Origin of the sequence: Aliterella atlantica CENA595 (assembly GCF_000952155.1) — a bacterium.
Classification (GTDB): Bacteria; Cyanobacteriota; Cyanobacteriia; order Cyanobacteriales; family Chroococcidiopsidaceae; genus Aliterella; species Aliterella atlantica.
In genome coordinates, this window is record NZ_JYON01000028.1 from 1 (window position 1) to 15,243 (window position 15,243).

14 protein-coding genes are annotated in these 15,243 nt (G+C 43.9%); 13 read left to right on the plus strand and 1 reads right to left on the minus strand.

All coding sequences use genetic code 11. The features are described from left to right. Positions 1–131: 131 nt before the first annotated feature. Positions 132–350, minus strand: a complete 219-nt coding sequence (locus tag UH38_RS20060) for a hypothetical protein (RefSeq protein ID WP_045056474.1) — start codon at positions 348–350, stop codon at positions 132–134. A 264-nt stretch (positions 351–614) separates the two neighbouring features. Between UH38_RS20060 and UH38_RS25585 the strand changes: the two genes are divergently transcribed. The 13 genes from UH38_RS25585 to yidD all read left to right on the plus strand — a co-directional run bounded on the left by UH38_RS25585 (position 615) and on the right by yidD (position 15,202). Next, entirely contained in the window at positions 615–776 is a 162-nt protein-coding gene (locus tag UH38_RS25585; protein ID WP_045056475.1) for a plasmid partition protein ParG, read from the plus strand. Between the two features lie 841 nt (positions 777–1,617). Further along, positions 1,618–1,845, plus strand: a complete 228-nt coding sequence (locus tag UH38_RS20070; RefSeq protein ID WP_045056476.1) for a hypothetical protein — start codon at positions 1,618–1,620, stop codon at positions 1,843–1,845. Between the two features lie 146 nt (positions 1,846–1,991). Continuing rightward, positions 1,992–5,297 (plus strand): DUF3987 domain-containing protein, encoded by a 3,306-nt coding sequence (locus UH38_RS20075; RefSeq protein WP_052672481.1) that lies wholly within the window; start codon positions 1,992–1,994, stop codon positions 5,295–5,297. A gap of 20 nt (positions 5,298–5,317) precedes the next feature. Beyond that, complete coding sequence (locus UH38_RS27745; RefSeq protein ID WP_082065462.1) at positions 5,318–6,742, plus strand: hypothetical protein; 1,425 nt, start codon at positions 5,318–5,320, stop codon at positions 6,740–6,742. A 424-nt stretch (positions 6,743–7,166) separates the two neighbouring features. Then, positions 7,167–8,444: a hypothetical protein gene (locus tag UH38_RS20085; protein WP_045056477.1), complete on the plus strand. Its 1,278-nt coding sequence runs from the start codon at positions 7,167–7,169 to the stop codon at positions 8,442–8,444. Between the two features lie 71 nt (positions 8,445–8,515). Continuing rightward, entirely contained in the window at positions 8,516–9,349 is an 834-nt protein-coding gene (locus tag UH38_RS20090; protein ID WP_045056478.1) for a polysaccharide lyase, read from the plus strand. Further along, positions 9,349–9,867 (plus strand): hypothetical protein, encoded by a 519-nt coding sequence (locus UH38_RS20095; RefSeq protein ID WP_052672483.1) that lies wholly within the window; start codon positions 9,349–9,351, stop codon positions 9,865–9,867. Before UH38_RS20090 ends, UH38_RS20095 begins: the two co-directional genes overlap by 1 nt. Before the next feature lie 16 nt (positions 9,868–9,883). Next, a complete protein-coding gene (locus tag UH38_RS20100; RefSeq protein ID WP_045056479.1) occupies positions 9,884–11,686 on the plus strand; it encodes a discoidin domain-containing protein in 1,803 nt (600 codons plus the stop codon). A gap of 36 nt (positions 11,687–11,722) precedes the next feature. Continuing rightward, the gene (locus tag UH38_RS20105) at positions 11,723–12,271 is read left to right on the plus strand and encodes a hypothetical protein (RefSeq protein WP_045056480.1); all 549 of its coding nucleotides are present in this window, start codon (positions 11,723–11,725) and stop codon (positions 12,269–12,271) included. Between the two features lie 28 nt (positions 12,272–12,299). Continuing rightward, the gene (locus UH38_RS20110; protein ID WP_045056481.1) at positions 12,300–12,899 is read left to right on the plus strand and encodes a hypothetical protein; all 600 of its coding nucleotides are present in this window, start codon (positions 12,300–12,302) and stop codon (positions 12,897–12,899) included. Positions 12,900–13,216: 317 nt separating this feature from the next. Continuing rightward, positions 13,217–13,834, plus strand: coding sequence for a hypothetical protein (locus UH38_RS20115; protein ID WP_045056482.1), 618 nt, complete (start codon positions 13,217–13,219; stop codon positions 13,832–13,834). Positions 13,835–13,862: 28 nt separating this feature from the next. Beyond that, positions 13,863–14,093 carry a hypothetical protein gene (locus tag UH38_RS20120; protein ID WP_045056483.1) on the plus strand — a complete coding sequence of 77 codons (231 nt, stop codon included), beginning with the start codon at positions 13,863–13,865 and terminating at the stop codon, positions 14,091–14,093. Between the two features lie 35 nt (positions 14,094–14,128). Continuing rightward, positions 14,129–15,202 carry a membrane protein insertion efficiency factor YidD gene (gene yidD / locus UH38_RS25595; protein WP_072044956.1) on the plus strand — a complete coding sequence of 358 codons (1,074 nt, stop codon included), beginning with the start codon at positions 14,129–14,131 and terminating at the stop codon, positions 15,200–15,202. Positions 15,203–15,243: the final 41 nt, after the last annotated feature.

Here is a 15,243-nt window from a genome sequence, read left to right on the forward strand (position 1 = left end):
GGACTATGAGCTGCTAGTGGAAATGAGTGAGGCAATGATTTATGGCGCAATGATTCACACCATGTTGCGTCGCTTGGCGAAGCTGAAACCGAACCATTCATAATTGTTTAGAAACAGGCTCTAAGAATACTTTATTGGGCATCAAAATCTTTTATTTGCTGGAGTGTAAGGATTTGAACTAAGGACTCTATACTAAAATCTGATAGCCCTTGCATTTCTTGCGAAATAGCAGCAGCCTTATCACCAAAGTCTATCACAGGCAACGTATCAGCAATTGCATCAACGATTAAGTAGCTAATGATGAAACTTTTTTCGTATATATATCTAGTAAGTACCGCTCTTAAAGCCATTCTGCTTTTACAGCTTAACTTCTCTAGGTAACAACCATACTTTCTCCCTAGCTTCATCAAAATTTGACTATCCTTTTTGAAAGGAGAAGACTTTGCCAATGAATACAGCGATCTCCCCATAATCGATTAACTCAAAGTCAAGCTTTATTAAACAATAGCACAGTAACGCAATAGCACAATAGCACAAAAAACAAAATAGCAATAGCGATCTCAAAAGCTTGTAGCAGTGAGACAATTAAAAAATCTTTTGTTGAAGCTTGAGCTATGGATGAAGAAAAACCAGTTTTTGTTAGAGCGCGAGTACCGCAAAAAACTAGAGCGAGACTAAAAGCCGCTTGCGCTTTACAGGGAAGAGACATGAATGATGTGATTAAAGAGCTAATAGATAAATGGCTGCAGGAGAATGATAAACCAAGGGGCGAGTAGTTATCGCGAACGAGCGCTATCTGCTCAAGTTTGCCAACACGTCGAGAGAGTTAAAATTATTATTTAGCTAGAAAAGCGATCGCGCTAAATTTTAGATTCTTGGTGTGATGCAGCTTGTAAACTCATCGAGTAGAGTATCTGTTTGCAACTGCTTGGCTCTTAGAGTTAAATGTATTTTTTTATCTCTGCATCTCTAAGGCGACTTTAGGCTATTATGGTAATAAAATGTGAAAATTAAGGAGTAAATTTTCTCTAAGAAGTGAGTGTATTCAATTTAATCAATTAATAGGTAATTTTCCAATCATGCGGAGGAAAATCTGTAAAATAGAGTTAAGCCGGACACAAGTGGGATTCCTGAGCTAAAAACTTTACTCAAGAAGATCAAAACGTAATGCTTTTGGCATTTTGCGTTTCTAACGTACTTTTCAATAAGTATTCTTCCAAAAAGGGCAAGCTTTAATGAGCGCTAGATACAGCTTTACCTTGGCGTAAAAACTGACTACCTATGTATATGCAATGCAAATTCACAAAATTCTTCTAATGGGTTTAGCTTTATCTACTAAATCCCGTATAATGTGTTCAATTAAATAAAACCTCGGTTGTGGGGAAAGTCTGCGCGAACAGACTATTATCTTCCGCCACCGAAGGCTCCGACCACTACCGTTCATCTGGAGGTCAGAACATCAATGTTGATAATAACATTGTGCAACTTTAGCGTGCAATTTGGCAAGTATCTTTTTGAGAAATTTGCCAATTATCTCAGCGTCCTAATCCAAAACATAGTAAGCGTAGTAATTACAGCCACTACAGCGAAGGGCAAAATTGGTGGGGAGGCTGTTCTATGACCGCTGCCGCTAAGGAAGAGAATCAGTTTTGCCTGTTTGTAGGGCGAAACATAGACAATTGCGGGCTAGACCCTTACGAATTTCGACTATACGCCCGTATCAGCCGCGCAGGTAATGGCGATGCATGGGAGAGCATTACTAATATAGCTAGTGCTTGCCGCTTGGCTTTGAGTCGAGCGCGAAAAACTTTGCGCCTGGTGAATTTAGCTGAAATTACCCAATAAAAAAGCCGAGACAATCCCTACCTAGAAATAAACCTAGATTAGACTGTCACGACCCATAATCCATCGTAAGTCTAACAAAATCTAGCACTAGCTGCAAATTTATTTTTAGGGGTTGTCTTGGTTCAACATAAATAGTGAGAACCAAAATGAACTACCCATTTCCCCAAACAGACCGCGAATTAGCTCAAAAACAACTAGCCTACCTGGGTTACACCTCAAATCAAGTATTCTTACGCTTTTTCTATCACTCAGACAATCCTAAAAAAGACAATGACAAAGGACGAAAATTAAACTTTCTGGACTGGAGAGAGATCGCCTCTTACCAGAAGGGCGAACGCGGAACTTATGTAGTAGTTAACGGTGCTAGCGGCGGACACGAAGATAAAGACATCAAGCAGTGCGCGGCGATATTTTGCGAGTGGGACGATCGCCCAATTTCTGACCAATTGTTGCACTGGGAGACATTAAGCTTTTTTGAGCCAACGTTTACGGTGTATAGCGGCGACAAGTCCGCTCAACCTTATTGGGTATTTGACACGCCAATAAATGTAGAGCAATGGCGGGAATTGCAACGCCTATTAATTGAGGTGATGGGAGCAGACCCCAGTAACAAAAATCCCTCAAGAGTATTTCGCCTTGCTGGAGGCTGGCACGTAAAACCTGGGCGAGAACCAAGACGAACAGAAATAGTCCAAGAATCAGGGCAGAAATATTCTTACGAGCAACTGAAAAAGCGCCTCCTATCTCTAGCGAAACCTTCTATTGAACGCACAACGCCCTCAAGTATGCCAACGACAAGTGGAGAGCGCTACGAAAATATCTCTTTACCCATACCCCAAGCTATACCCCTGGAAGTTTGTTTGGCTAAAGAATCGCGCAATCTACTCCAATCGGGCAGCGCTCAGGGAGGGCGTAATTTTGGCGGCGCAAAACTAGCTCGTGACTTAATCGGTACAGCCTCTTACTTACAAACCATCGGACAAAGTTTTGATGGCAATCCTCAACTATTACTAGAAAATTACGGCGCTCGTTGCTCCCCTGCCTTGCCCACAAAAGAAATTGAATCAATTTGGGCAAGTGCTGCTAAGAGCAATCCCGCACCTAGTTGCACTCCAGAAGGCGTAGAAACCTGCCTCCGCGCCTGGTATTGGAAAAATCATGTTAAAAACGACACGGGCTATAAAGGTTTTAGTCCTAGTAGTAACAATAAGCTAAGTTCTAGTAGCGGGGTGTCCTTATGCGATCGCATAAAAAGTATTCTCGATAGCTACGAAACCGAATCAGCACAAACGGCGGCGTTGATGGACTTAGCCGAGGTGAAAAAATCCTGCAATGAAATTAAAAATCTCGCCCGAATCATAGGCAATGAAGGAGAGCAAGCAACCGAAGTAGTTGCTGCCATCGAATCATTCACGCCGATAATTAAAAACTGCCGCAAGCGCTTAGATATTAGCCAATATCTCAATCCTCTGCTTGCCGAACCACTAATAGCTAAAGCTGCCGCGATGCCTACAGCGCCGGAGTACCTATTTAACACGCTCTTACCTGCTTGCGCCTCCAGAATTGGTACAAGCTCCAGAATCATTATCGATCCGGTGTCTGGCTACACCCAAGACTGTATATTTTGGACGGCAAACGTTGCCCACTCTGGGCAAGCGAAAACGCCGCCGCAAAAAGAAGTAATTTACCCTCTAGAAAAAATGGAGGGAGAGGCTAAAGAAATTTACGACACAAACCTCGCCGATTACGAGCAAGATAAAAAATCCGACGAAAAACCGCCCGTGCGGATGCGGCGACTTTTGAGTAATGTAACCACCTCGACAAAAATCCGCATCCATCAAGAAAACCCACGCGGGTTACTGGAATACATAGATGAACTGGTCGCGGATTACCAACGCTTGAACCAATACAAAGGCGGTGGAAAGGGAGACGACTTGCAACTAGAGCTAAGTTTCTTTAACGGCGCTGCTTGCAACTACGACCGCCATGATGCCAGGTTGTTCCTCAGCCGTACGGCTTTTAGCAAAACAGGTACTTACCAGTGGGATACGTTAGCGCGGTTAATGGGCGACGACGTGAATTTTATTTCTAGTGGCTACAGTGCTAGATTCTTGTACTGCTCAATTATCGATGCCCCACCTCGATACCTGGATTTACTTACACCAAAAAACAATAGCAACTTTACCGAGACTCTAGAGTGGCTGTACGAGCAATTAGAAGGACTACCACAGCAAGACTATTTATTAACGCAGGAAGCTAAAGTGCTATTTCAAGCTTGGAATCATACTTTAGCCGACGATGAGAGAGAAGAAAAATATTTTGGCTTCTCGATTGTGTATGCAAAAATCGAAGCTTATGCGGCGAGAATTGCTCTGTGGCTGCACATAGTTAACGCAGTCTTGGCTGGCAAGTTACCCGAACCGACAATTTCTGGTGAGACAATGCGCTGCGCGATAGAAATATCTTCTTTCTACCTATGGCAGCAAAAACTAATTCATGGCAACAATGCGCCATCAAGAAAACTTGAGGGCATATTTTTTAAAGTCCAAACTCAGGCAGAGAAATACTTTGCCAAATCCAAGCAGGGACTAAATGCTTCGTTTCTCAAAACCCGAATTAACGCGCTTAAAGGTTGGTCAACAGGGAAAATTCGCACAGTGCTTTTTGTTGCACTAGCAGCAGCGGGACATGGGCGGATTGAAGGGGAAGGGAGTGACATGAGGTACATTCCCCATAGTCAACAACCACCAACAATTGGTGCAAAGTTGGTGGAAGCACCAATTACTCAAAGCCTTTCTACAGCATTAATACAACCTAAAGTTGGTGAAATTGGTGATGTAGTCACACCGACAAATGCAATTGATTCAACAGGCTTAGAAACACATAACAAAGAAGCTCGACCAACTCACCAAACTTTGCCAGAGCAGGAAAATCACCAATTCACCAATTTTGAAGTTCAAAGTATTGCCACTCCTACTATTGACCCGATTGATGATACCACCAATCGTCCACCAATAGCACCAACACCTAACTTAGCAATACTTTTACTTCAATCCACAACTTGGATGGAAATTAGCGAATCGCTACAAAAAGACAGCCAAAAACTAATTGCAGCAATGAGCCAGTTTAATAAAGCTCAAAGGAAAAAAGTTGCTTCAGCATTAATTGAATTTCTTTGCCAACAACCACAAAGCATCAAGGAACTCACCTGGATACCAATTAAAATGCTCAACTGGGTATTTAAGCGTCTAACGTTCACTATTTCCCAAATTAGCGGTGAAGGTTGTTCGATAGAAGATGCTCGAATAGACCGGATTGAGAATTTGTCTTATGTTTCGGTAGAAGGTTTAGGTAGCAATAAAGAGCTTTGGGTGTTCTCGGAAGCTAAGAGTGGTAGAAATATTCCGGTTTTTAGCAGTGAAGCAATTTGCGGCATTTCCTTGAAAAATTAACGCAACAAGCGCGGAAAATCATGATTAGCGTCACAGAAGAAATATCCTCGCTCAAAGCGCGGGAACAACAACTGCATACCAGTTTGGATAACTTGCGTGGGCAAAGAAGCAAGGTCAAGGAACACAAGCAACTGGATAAAGAACTAGCTTTGTTAATCCGCAAGCGACAGAATTTAGAATCTTTGTCGCAATTTGAAATTGGAATGCCAGTACATCGGGCAGATTCAAGGGTTTTGGGCAAAGTAACTCAAATAGTGATTACGCCTGGGGGACTGGCAGAAGTATGGGTAAGCTGGGATAACAAAATAGAAATTCCCGAACAACCAAACCTGTTGCAACCGGATGCTGAAGCCCTTGCCCAGATTGTTGCAGTAGGCGAGCGCATAGTTATCGGCAATAGCCATGAAGATAGCGGCAAGACGTTTACTGTCGCAAGAGTGCTGGCGCGAGGATGGGTGGAGTCAACGAATGAGAATGTGTTTCCCCGCGAGTATTGGACAAAGGTTGAAAGCCCTGTATTGAGTAAGGGTGATGACCAAGCAGAAATAGCGACTTCTCATAATGCAACGCCTGTAATTACACCGGAAATCAATATGATTGAAGAATCACCCGAAGAGTTAGGAGTGTCGCCAAAATCTATAGTGACAGTTGAAACCTTAGCTAGCTATCAAGAAATTGAGGAGTTAACCGAGGATGAGGAAAAAGAGCGTCATCGGTTGGAGTTGAAGGTAGAACGTGCCTTTTATGAGGCGGGGTCGGCGCTGCGGGAACTTAGAGATAGACGGTTATACCGTTCGACTCATAAGACGTTTGAAGCTTACAGCCAAGAGCGATTTGGGATGACTCCTAGACCAGCTTACTATCTTATAGCTGCCGCAGGAGTTGTAGAAAATTTAGAAATGCGAACCAATGGTTCACAAATTTTGCCAACAACAGAACGCCAAGTCAGACCCCTTGCTAACTTAGAACCAGAAGAACAGAGACAGATATGGCAGCAAGCCGTACAAGAGGCAGGAAATAAAGTCCCTAGCGGTCGTATTGTCAAAGACATTGTGCAGCGCCTTAAAGAAAAACCACTCGCCCTCGCTTCTGACTATTGCTCCATTGGCGATGTATTTACCCTAACCAGGCTAGAAGGGATTGAGCGCAAGTACAACGGCTGCTGGGCGATCGCAAAAGAGCTACGAGACTATACAATAGCCGTTGACGTTCACGATACAACTTTGAGTGTGAAACCAGATAATCTTCAGCCGCTTGATTCTCCTGATGCTCGTCGCCAGTTGCCCGAAACTTTGAAGCGGATTAGACGGTTGCGATCGCGCGAAGAAATGCTAGATCGTTGTGCTTATACTGTGCTTGAATCTTTGGGGAGACAAGTTTATTTAACAGACGTTGAAGAAGGTGTGTTGCAATGGTTAGAAAAATATTACGGCATTGAGTCTTAAAATTTAAAAATATTTCTCAGCTAAAAGTGTAAAAAACGTTGCTTTGCTAAAAACTAAGTGATATAGTTCTTACCAACTAGAAAAAAGTATTTTCTAGAGTTACTTTTGAGTTTCGTTCATTCTTCTTCAAATAGAAAGCCCTGGTTAAATAAGAGTGCGATCGCGCCGCGCGGTCGTACTCAATTCTTAATTTTGGGACTAGGAAAACTAAACTAAAGGAGCGGAAAAATAACGCTCAAGAGCTTATTGCAGCTAGTCTTTAATGTTTGTCTGCAATCTGAGATAGCCGTTTAATTTAGTTAAAGTTTGAAGGCGAAATTAAAAAAGTAGTTTGTCCTTAAAGAAGCTTATCAACTTCATGCTTTCCAGCAAAAAATAGCAGAAACTTTCTAAGCTGCTAATACTTTCTAGTGCCTGTAAAAAAATGAGTTTTTGGGCAAAATTAGTAGCGAGTATTTTAGTGCTTGGACTATTTAGTTCATCAGTGCAAGCCGCAGAAGAAAAGGCACGACGCGCAGATGATTTTGTTGATTCAGTAGGCGTAAATACGCATCTGTATTACAACGAATCTGTCTACTACAAAAGGTACAACGACTTGATTAAGCCCAAGCTAGTAGAACTAGGCGTTCGCCATATCCGCGATGGCTGCGTTTACAACCTGAACGGCTATATGGATAGATTAAGGGAACTCAAAGAACTAGGCGGTATCCGCGCCACCTTAGTATGCGACCCACGCGACATCAAAGTAGATGCGGCGGTAGATTTGGTCAAAGAAATTGGCACAGATGTCATCGAAGCAGTACAAGCAACCAACGAATACAATCTAAGCGGCAACGGCAATTGGGCAAGCGACCTGCGTAACTTTCAAAGACAACTATGGCAAGGCATCAAAGGCGATGGCGCGACAAGCGGCGTGAAGGTGTACGGTCCATCGCTGGTAGAGGCTGGCGCTTATGCAGCTTTAGGCGACATGAGCGAATACCAAGACTACGGCGCAATGAACAACTATATGTCTGGGCGCAACCCTGGAAATAGCGGTTGGGGCAGCGATGGTTACGGTAGCCTCGATTGGAACGTGCGCTCTACCAAAAAAGCTAGCTTATCAGATCCAATAGTCACAACTGAGACAGGCTATCACCAGGTCACTTCTACGGGTAACGGGCATAAAGGTGTACCGGAAGACATTGCTGCCAAGTACACTCCGCGCCTGGTATTGGAACAGTTTAATTACGGCATACCTCGGACATACATCTACGAGTTTATCAATACGTACAACAATCCTGGCTCTTTATATATGAACTTTGGATTACTACGCAATGACGGATCGGAAAAGCCTGCCTACAAAGCACTTAAAAACTTGTTCAACCTGCTCAAAGACCCCGGTGCTAGTTTTAGTCCTGGGTCTTTGGACTACGTACTAAGTGGCGATACAGAAGACGTGCATCATACCCTGCTGCAAAAGCAGGATGGTACGTTCTATTTAGTTTTGTGGCTAGAAAAGTCTGGCTACAACGTAGATACCAAAAAGTGGCTCGACGTACCCACCCAAAAGGTAACGCTGACTCTCAACACCGAGATATCCAAAGCAACGATCTACGTTCCCAATGATTCGTCCAGCATGAAGTCATCGCAAACTTATCCTAAGCAACTCGATATCGACGTGAGCGATCGCGCTCAAGTGATAGAGCTAGCTGGCAAGTAGAGTCATAGAGCGAAGAAAAACGGGCTTCCCAATTTGGAAGCCGATTCAAAAAAACACATTCTTAAACTATCATGAAACTTCAAAACAAGTCTTCCTTAGTTGGAACTTTCACTGCAATAGCGGTTGTTTCAGGTATTACGCTAGTCGCACAACAACCCTTGCAAGCAAAGATCGTCGAATCAGTGACCGAAAATACAAACGAAGCCAATGCCACAGAAGCCGAGCGCTCAAAAGGCGGAAGTAGTTGCAACCGCCTAGAAAACGTTTCTACATTCGAGGGCAACAGCATCCACCCAGTCCGCTCTGGGCAAAAGGCTTTTCGGCATACAGTTAACCGTTGCGGGGAACGCTCGGAATTTCGGATGAAGAAAACCAAAATCGGTGAAACATACTGGTACGGGTGGTCGATGTATATTCCTACGGACTGGGGTTCTTCAGATCCAGGATTCGATATTCTCACTCAATGGGCGACATACCCCACTAAGCGAAACGGCAACTTTACCTGTGGTGCAAATGGTTCGTATATCACGAGGAACGGCAACAACGTAGTATTTAAGTTTCAACACAAAGGAGACAGCGAAGATATCCAATGCGATCGCTATAACTTAGCGAAGATTTCTGACATTCGGGGCAAATGGGTTGATTTTGTTATGCACGTCAAATGGACTGGAAATAAAGACGGCTTCCTCAAACTCTGGACGAGGACAGGTGGCGATGAATATTCTCAGGACGTAGATTACAAAGGGCGCACTTATTGGAACGATGAAGGAGAAGGACCAAACTTCAAGATGGGACTGTACAAAGGAGATCCAAATTTCAAAGGTCCTGCGCCGCGTCAACTATACACCGATGAATACCGTATGGGGGATGCAGGCTCTAGTTTTGAGGAGGTTGCCCCGCGCTGATGGTGAGAATACCTCAGACTTTTAGATTACTGGATGTACCCTTGCCGCCGATGCTACTGGAATTGGCAGGAGCCAATAAGGAACATCGTTTTGTAGCGCTCTACTACTGGTACGGTAAGCCCACCTGGAGTGATAGTAATAGTTGCACTTCTTTCCCTCTATACACCGTCTGGCAGCCGTACATTCAGCACCAGGCGATCGCGCATCAGTTAAGTGGTTGCGATTTGGGTTCGGACGACAAAGAACCAACTCATGCTTTGTTGTGCGATGCCTTGGAAGCCAAGGTGTATGTCGCTGCCTTTGAAGTCATGCTGTATTTTCTTAACAGCCAGCAGCCAAAAACGCGACCGATGTCTGTTTGCTACTGGGAGGCAGTGAGAAATAAAGCCCTTGCCTATACGCCCGTGAGTTTTGATGCAATGCAGAAAACAGGAATGCTGGAGATGTTCGTGCCGCCAACACTAGAACATTTGCAGCGAGCGAAAGAGTTGGTTGTGTGGTTAGATAGGTACGTTTAGTGAGAGGAGCAATCTTTTGACAATTAAGGGTTCTGTAACTATAGCAATCGCAGCTACCTGTGCCAGTATAGGTGCGTTAGATCCAGGGTTGGCGCAAAGTTTGCCCAATACATTCATCGCCGATGCAACTTCATCAAGTGCTGGTAGTGAGGCAACTAATGCAATCGATAACAGTGACGATACTGGGTGGAGCGCTGATGGTAAAGGGCAGTATCTAGAACTCAACACAGGTGGGGTAGCTTCAGTAAATGCTGTAAAGATTAAATGGCTCAAAGGTGAGGCATATACTTTTGATGTAGCCGTATCGACTGATGGGATTAAGTGGACAAAAGTTATCGCCAACCAGAACAGCCAGGGTACTCAAGACTTAGAGAAATATGCCTTCAAAAGCCAAAATGCAAGATACATAAGGCTTATCAATCAAAGTGATGGTGAAATAGCGATCGCTCAAGTTGTACTAGAAGGGGCAGCACAGGGCAAAACCTATTATGTAGACTGCAACAATGGCAGCGATACAAATGATGCCACAACTCCAAGCACTGCCTGGAAAACTCTGACTCCCGTCAACCGTTGGGACAATACCTTGACTCTAAACCCAGGCGATAGTCTGCTGCTTAAACGCGGTTGTACTTTTTCGGGACCTCTAAATGCAAGATGGACTGGTAGCAGCAGCGCCCCAATTGCTATCGGTGCATACGGTAGTTCTAGTCTTTCCATGCCTGCGCTTGATGGAGGTGATAGTAATGAAGTCGTCAAAATCACTGGACAATATCAAATTTTCGAGTACCTTAAGGTAAGGGCAAATAAACCAGGAACATCCGCAAATGCCTCAAAATGCAAAGGTCAACCTGTGGGATGGCGTACTGGCTTCGACACCAGAAGCGGTAGTTCGCATAACATCGTGCGTTATAGCGAAGCTAGTGGCTTAACGGCTGGCATCCGCTTTGGCGAAGGTTCGTACTCCAATAAGGCGCTACACAACAAACTGACGTTTAACAACGTTATGGATAATCTCACTTCGCAAAAGAAGGACGACGATTCGGGTGCATGGGGCATATTGCTTAATGGCGATCGCAATGAAGTAGCCTACAACTACTTTGAGGGTAATGTCGGCTGTTCTGAAGATTACGGCGTTGACGGTGCAAGCGTGGAAGTCTACAAGGGCAGCAACAATTACATCCACCACAATACAAGTCTGCGCGAGTCTACTTTTACCGAACTTGGCGGTACTAGCGACGATAGAGCGGAAAACAATAAGTATGCTTACAACGTATATAGCGCCTTTGGTTTTCAATCACCTTACATTAACTCGTCTACTCTCACCCAATTGCAGAAACGCGGCGGGGAGTTCTTGATGGTGCGAGGATACAAAAGTGGCTGGGGGGCTAACCCAGGTACGGAGTTTTATCACAATACAGGCTACTGGCTCAACGGCGGTATCCTATGTATTGAGGGATGTAGCGCAGATATTTTGCAAGCGCGTAACAATATTATGGTTGCAAGCTCAAATCCAGACAGATATTTAGTTGAGTCGGACTCCAAGTTTGGCGAGTCACATAATATCTATTGGCAAGCAGATTCCTACGATGGACCGCAACTGATTTACATTGGCGGAGCTAATAGTCCCGATTCAACGTCGCAGAAATTAGACCCATTGTTGGTCAATCCTGCAAATAGTGATTTCCGATTGCGTTCTGGTAGTGCGGCGATTAATGCGGCAAGTGGTGTAGATTTGTCCTGGGCAAGCCCCTCACAAGATATCTATAGTAATCCAGCGCCTAAAGGTTCTGCTCGTGATATTGGAGCCGCCGAGAATTAAACAAGTGCATCGCAGTCAATAAATGGGGGAAAGAATATGCGAAAGAAAACTTTTCGGCTCCAACTAGCGTCAAAAGTGCAACAGCGTATTTCACGCTGCAGGGCGAGTTTGCCAGACATTTTGTTTGCGCTAATCCAAGACAGCCAGTGTGCTAAAGCAAGCCAAGTTGCGATCGCCACACCTACGATTGAAGGTAAGACTTGGCTAGCAATCGCTGATGATGGAGAGGATGTTTTTGCTAGTAATGCATCAAGCTTGGTAAACAGTAAACGTGCCAGCAAAGACACATATTGTCTAGGATTTGCTAGGGAAATAAGCCTCTATAACTTGTTTAGCCGAGGAGCGATCATCGAGTCAAAGAAACTATCTATAACTCTTGCACCTGAAAACTTCCCAGTTAACAAAGATGTGCAAATGCGCTCTAGTAATATCGAGCGTGGGACAAAAATCTCTTTTCCTATTACCGCGAACGAAATTTCTGAACTATTAAGAATCGTCAACTGTCTATCTATATTTTCCCCTGTAGAAATTGTGCTGAACGGAAGTAAGTTTGCACGAAACGAGCGCGTGTTGGCACAGGTGTAATTGGTAACTTACAAGAAGGACATCAGACATGGACTTGCATTTGAAAATTGCTAACTTACGGTTACAGCTTTTTCCTAAACGTAGATCCTTAGTAGAAATAGCGCTTGCTGAAGGATTGGACGAATTTGCCGAGTTAGAAAGCGTGAAGGAAGGCACAGTAGAATACTGGACAATGCATGGATATAGAAGGCGAAGTTGCGATCGCCCAAAACACAACATATTTTTTGTAGTTGAAGACCGAGCAGGTTTTGCTAGAGCCAACGATATTCCTTATGAACTGCACTACTCATGGGAACTGCTTACGTATGAAGAAATAGCACAAGCGCATCAGTCATTAGAATCAGCAGACGTACCCATGTTAATAGTCAATTTTGTATCACCCAATGAGCCAGCAGCAGAAGCAGGATGGGCTAAAGCTGTTGAATTACCTTACTACCTGCAATACGATGACTTTTTTAAGAAGAGTATATTGATTATTGGTCATACGCTTGAAAGTGAAGCAACTGCTGCTGGTTATGCCAGGGCTGTTCCTATTCCTGCACAAAGTGACAATGTTTACGTAGAGCATTTAAAAATGCTCAATACTCCGTATCCAGCGTCATTGGTAGATTTTCCTTACTTCAGATAAAAACAATTTTATTACCCCAGAAAAACGAATGGCAAACTTTGATCCTCGCAGTATTCACAAGCGCTCTATTGTCGGAATTTCTCAAGATGTTGCAAGTGGACAGTGGAGTCTGCACTTTAGAAAAAAGAATAGGGAATCAATAGATATATCTGATTCTGATGCCATCGTTCTTCATTCAAGATTGGACACCCAAATTTTTGTTGCATAGATCGTCGCTGATATGCAAGTTGGAATTAGCGTAGTAGAAATGCGCGATCTCTATTTGTCCTCAAATATATCTGTAGTTAATTAATTCGAGACTGACCATCTTAAAAGTCATGAACAACCAAACATTAGCAATTTATGATAACGATCTGATTTGGGCAATCGCTGACACAATATGTTCTTACTTGCCTAACTGCGATCGAGAATCTTTTGCCAAGCAGTTCCAACGCACCAAAGCTACAGGTAGAGGAGTTAAAGCTACATTGATTTGGGCTGAGATAGCAAGTTGGTTTCTGACAGATCCAACCTATGGAGTCGTACATTATTATCCTGAAGCATCGAAAGAAATTGAAAAAGTATCAAGCCTATTTGAAAAGTTCCAGAATGGCGAGGACATTTCCGAATCGCATTGGGAATTGGCGGCAGAAGCAGCAAGAAACGCTGCTGGCGTATATTCAAATGATAGAACCAAGATAAAAGAGGTGAAAGCCCCTTTAAAAATTAAATCTGCAATGTGCGCTTGTATAGCTGCCTTCTCGATGATGCCTTCAAAACAACAGGAAAGTTTGCGCTCGTTTGGAGAAGCCGTAACTGACCAATATACTGCTCTAACCGCAGCTTTCGATGCTGCATTTGAGGCTGGCGGCGAAGAACGCTCAGGTCAAGCAGCGATCGCTTGTAGCGATAAATTTCTCTATTTGATTTGGCAAATAGTTTATTCGACCTGCTAAATATCTAGCAAAAGTAAGGACATTTGTAATGCTAAGAGGAAAAGTTCAAAAATTAATCGAGCAGTCACAGGATGCAGAAGAAGCAGCAAAATTGATATGCATCATGCTTGATGAATCCCTCGATCTAAGTGCCAACGGTTGGTTTGACGAGGACCCTGAATTGGAGGCTTTGTTTGGTGATGCTGAACGAGAAATTGATTACGTGCAGCTATCAGATAAAATTGATCGCCTATTAGCAGCTACAAGTACGTCAGATTAACTGGAAAGACGCACCTGCAAACCCCTGTTAAAAATATGGTTTCTGAAATTCAAGCGTTTCGCGATGCCGAAGGCGGTTCGCTCTGCGACCATCGCTCCTTATCAACTTTCGCTATCGGTGCGATCGGGATTTATCAGCACACGGTGAGTAAAGTTACGCCACCCAAGTGTCGATTTTCTCCCTCCTGTTCCCAATATGCTATCGATGCTGTCCAAGAGTGGGGTGTATGGGAAGGCGTTCGTCTTACAAGAGAGCGAATTTCTCGTTGTCGTCGTCCCAACAGGGGGTTCGATCCAGTTCCTAAGCGTATCGCTTCATTGGGTTCTCGGTTGGCAAGTAGTCAAACTAACTCTACTGATGATGTAACAAGATCGGGTTTTGATAAGACTAAGTTTGAAGAAGTATCTGGCAGCAACAAGGCAGGAGTGGTCTACGAGTATAACCATTCCTTCAAACTGATTCTTTCCTATCCGCGCGAGCGAGAATTCCTGTCTAGAGAAGACCTAAAGCTCAAAATTGCCCAGTTTAACCGAGAGGTATTGCAGGTTGACCAATACACTCTTCTTTTTAAGATCGATAAAGTAGAAGTTGGTGAGATTAACAATTATTACTTGCTCCGCTTCGTGGGCAGTGTGTCTGGAGAATATCTGGAAAACTCAGTGGACGAAATTGTTGGGCTTTTGACAGCCCAATTGGAGGGTTTCTTCTTAGTCGCTCAAAAGAAAGAGTTCAAGGCTCTCTACTTCGAGATGGATGGTCAGACAATTTACTCGCCTCAAGCGGAACAAAAAACTGTTATTCCTGTTTATACAGCCGAGCAAGATTTTTGGAATTTTACAAGCAATCCCGCAATCTGGGATGTTTATTGGGGGGATTTTGTCGTCGATACTTTGTCGGTTTTGCTGGACATCGCCTCCTACCCTTCTCTTGAGACATCAAATGGCGATTTGGGAGCCGTCGAGCTTGGGGATACCTCATCGCCAGGTGAAATAACAACCGATGGCTGTGGGATCGATATCAATCCTTTCGACGGCGATGGCTGCGACGCGGGTGGATGCGATGTCGATCCTTTTGATGGCTGCGACGGCTGTGATGGTTGTAGTTTTTGATTGGCGATCGCCAATCAATATCTAAATAGTACAAGCGTATT

Bases quoted from the DNA above. Each gene is read 5' to 3' on its own strand.
- UH38_RS25585 (WP_045056475.1), top strand. From the start codon at position 615: ATGGATGAAGAAAAACCAGTTTTTGTTAGAGCGCGAGTACCGCAAAAA.
- UH38_RS20120 (WP_045056483.1), top strand. From the start codon at position 13,863: ATGCTAAGAGGAAAAGTTCAAAAATTAATCGAGCAGTCACAGGATGCA.
- UH38_RS20060 (WP_045056474.1), bottom strand. From the start codon at position 350: ATGGCTTTAAGAGCGGTACTTACTAGATATATATACGAAAAAAGTTTC.
- UH38_RS20085 (WP_045056477.1), top strand. From the start codon at position 7,167: ATGAGTTTTTGGGCAAAATTAGTAGCGAGTATTTTAGTGCTTGGACTA.
- UH38_RS20070 (WP_045056476.1), top strand. From the start codon at position 1,618: ATGACCGCTGCCGCTAAGGAAGAGAATCAGTTTTGCCTGTTTGTAGGG.
- UH38_RS27745 (WP_082065462.1), top strand. From the start codon at position 5,318: ATGATTAGCGTCACAGAAGAAATATCCTCGCTCAAAGCGCGGGAACAA.
- yidD (WP_072044956.1), top strand. From the start codon at position 14,129: ATGGTTTCTGAAATTCAAGCGTTTCGCGATGCCGAAGGCGGTTCGCTC.
- UH38_RS20105 (WP_045056480.1), top strand. From the start codon at position 11,723: ATGCGAAAGAAAACTTTTCGGCTCCAACTAGCGTCAAAAGTGCAACAG.
- UH38_RS20075 (WP_052672481.1), top strand. From the start codon at position 1,992: ATGAACTACCCATTTCCCCAAACAGACCGCGAATTAGCTCAAAAACAA.
- UH38_RS20115 (WP_045056482.1), top strand. From the start codon at position 13,217: ATGAACAACCAAACATTAGCAATTTATGATAACGATCTGATTTGGGCA.
- UH38_RS20110 (WP_045056481.1), top strand. From the start codon at position 12,300: ATGGACTTGCATTTGAAAATTGCTAACTTACGGTTACAGCTTTTTCCT.
- UH38_RS20095 (WP_052672483.1), top strand. From the start codon at position 9,349: ATGGTGAGAATACCTCAGACTTTTAGATTACTGGATGTACCCTTGCCG.
- UH38_RS20090 (WP_045056478.1), top strand. From the start codon at position 8,516: ATGAAACTTCAAAACAAGTCTTCCTTAGTTGGAACTTTCACTGCAATA.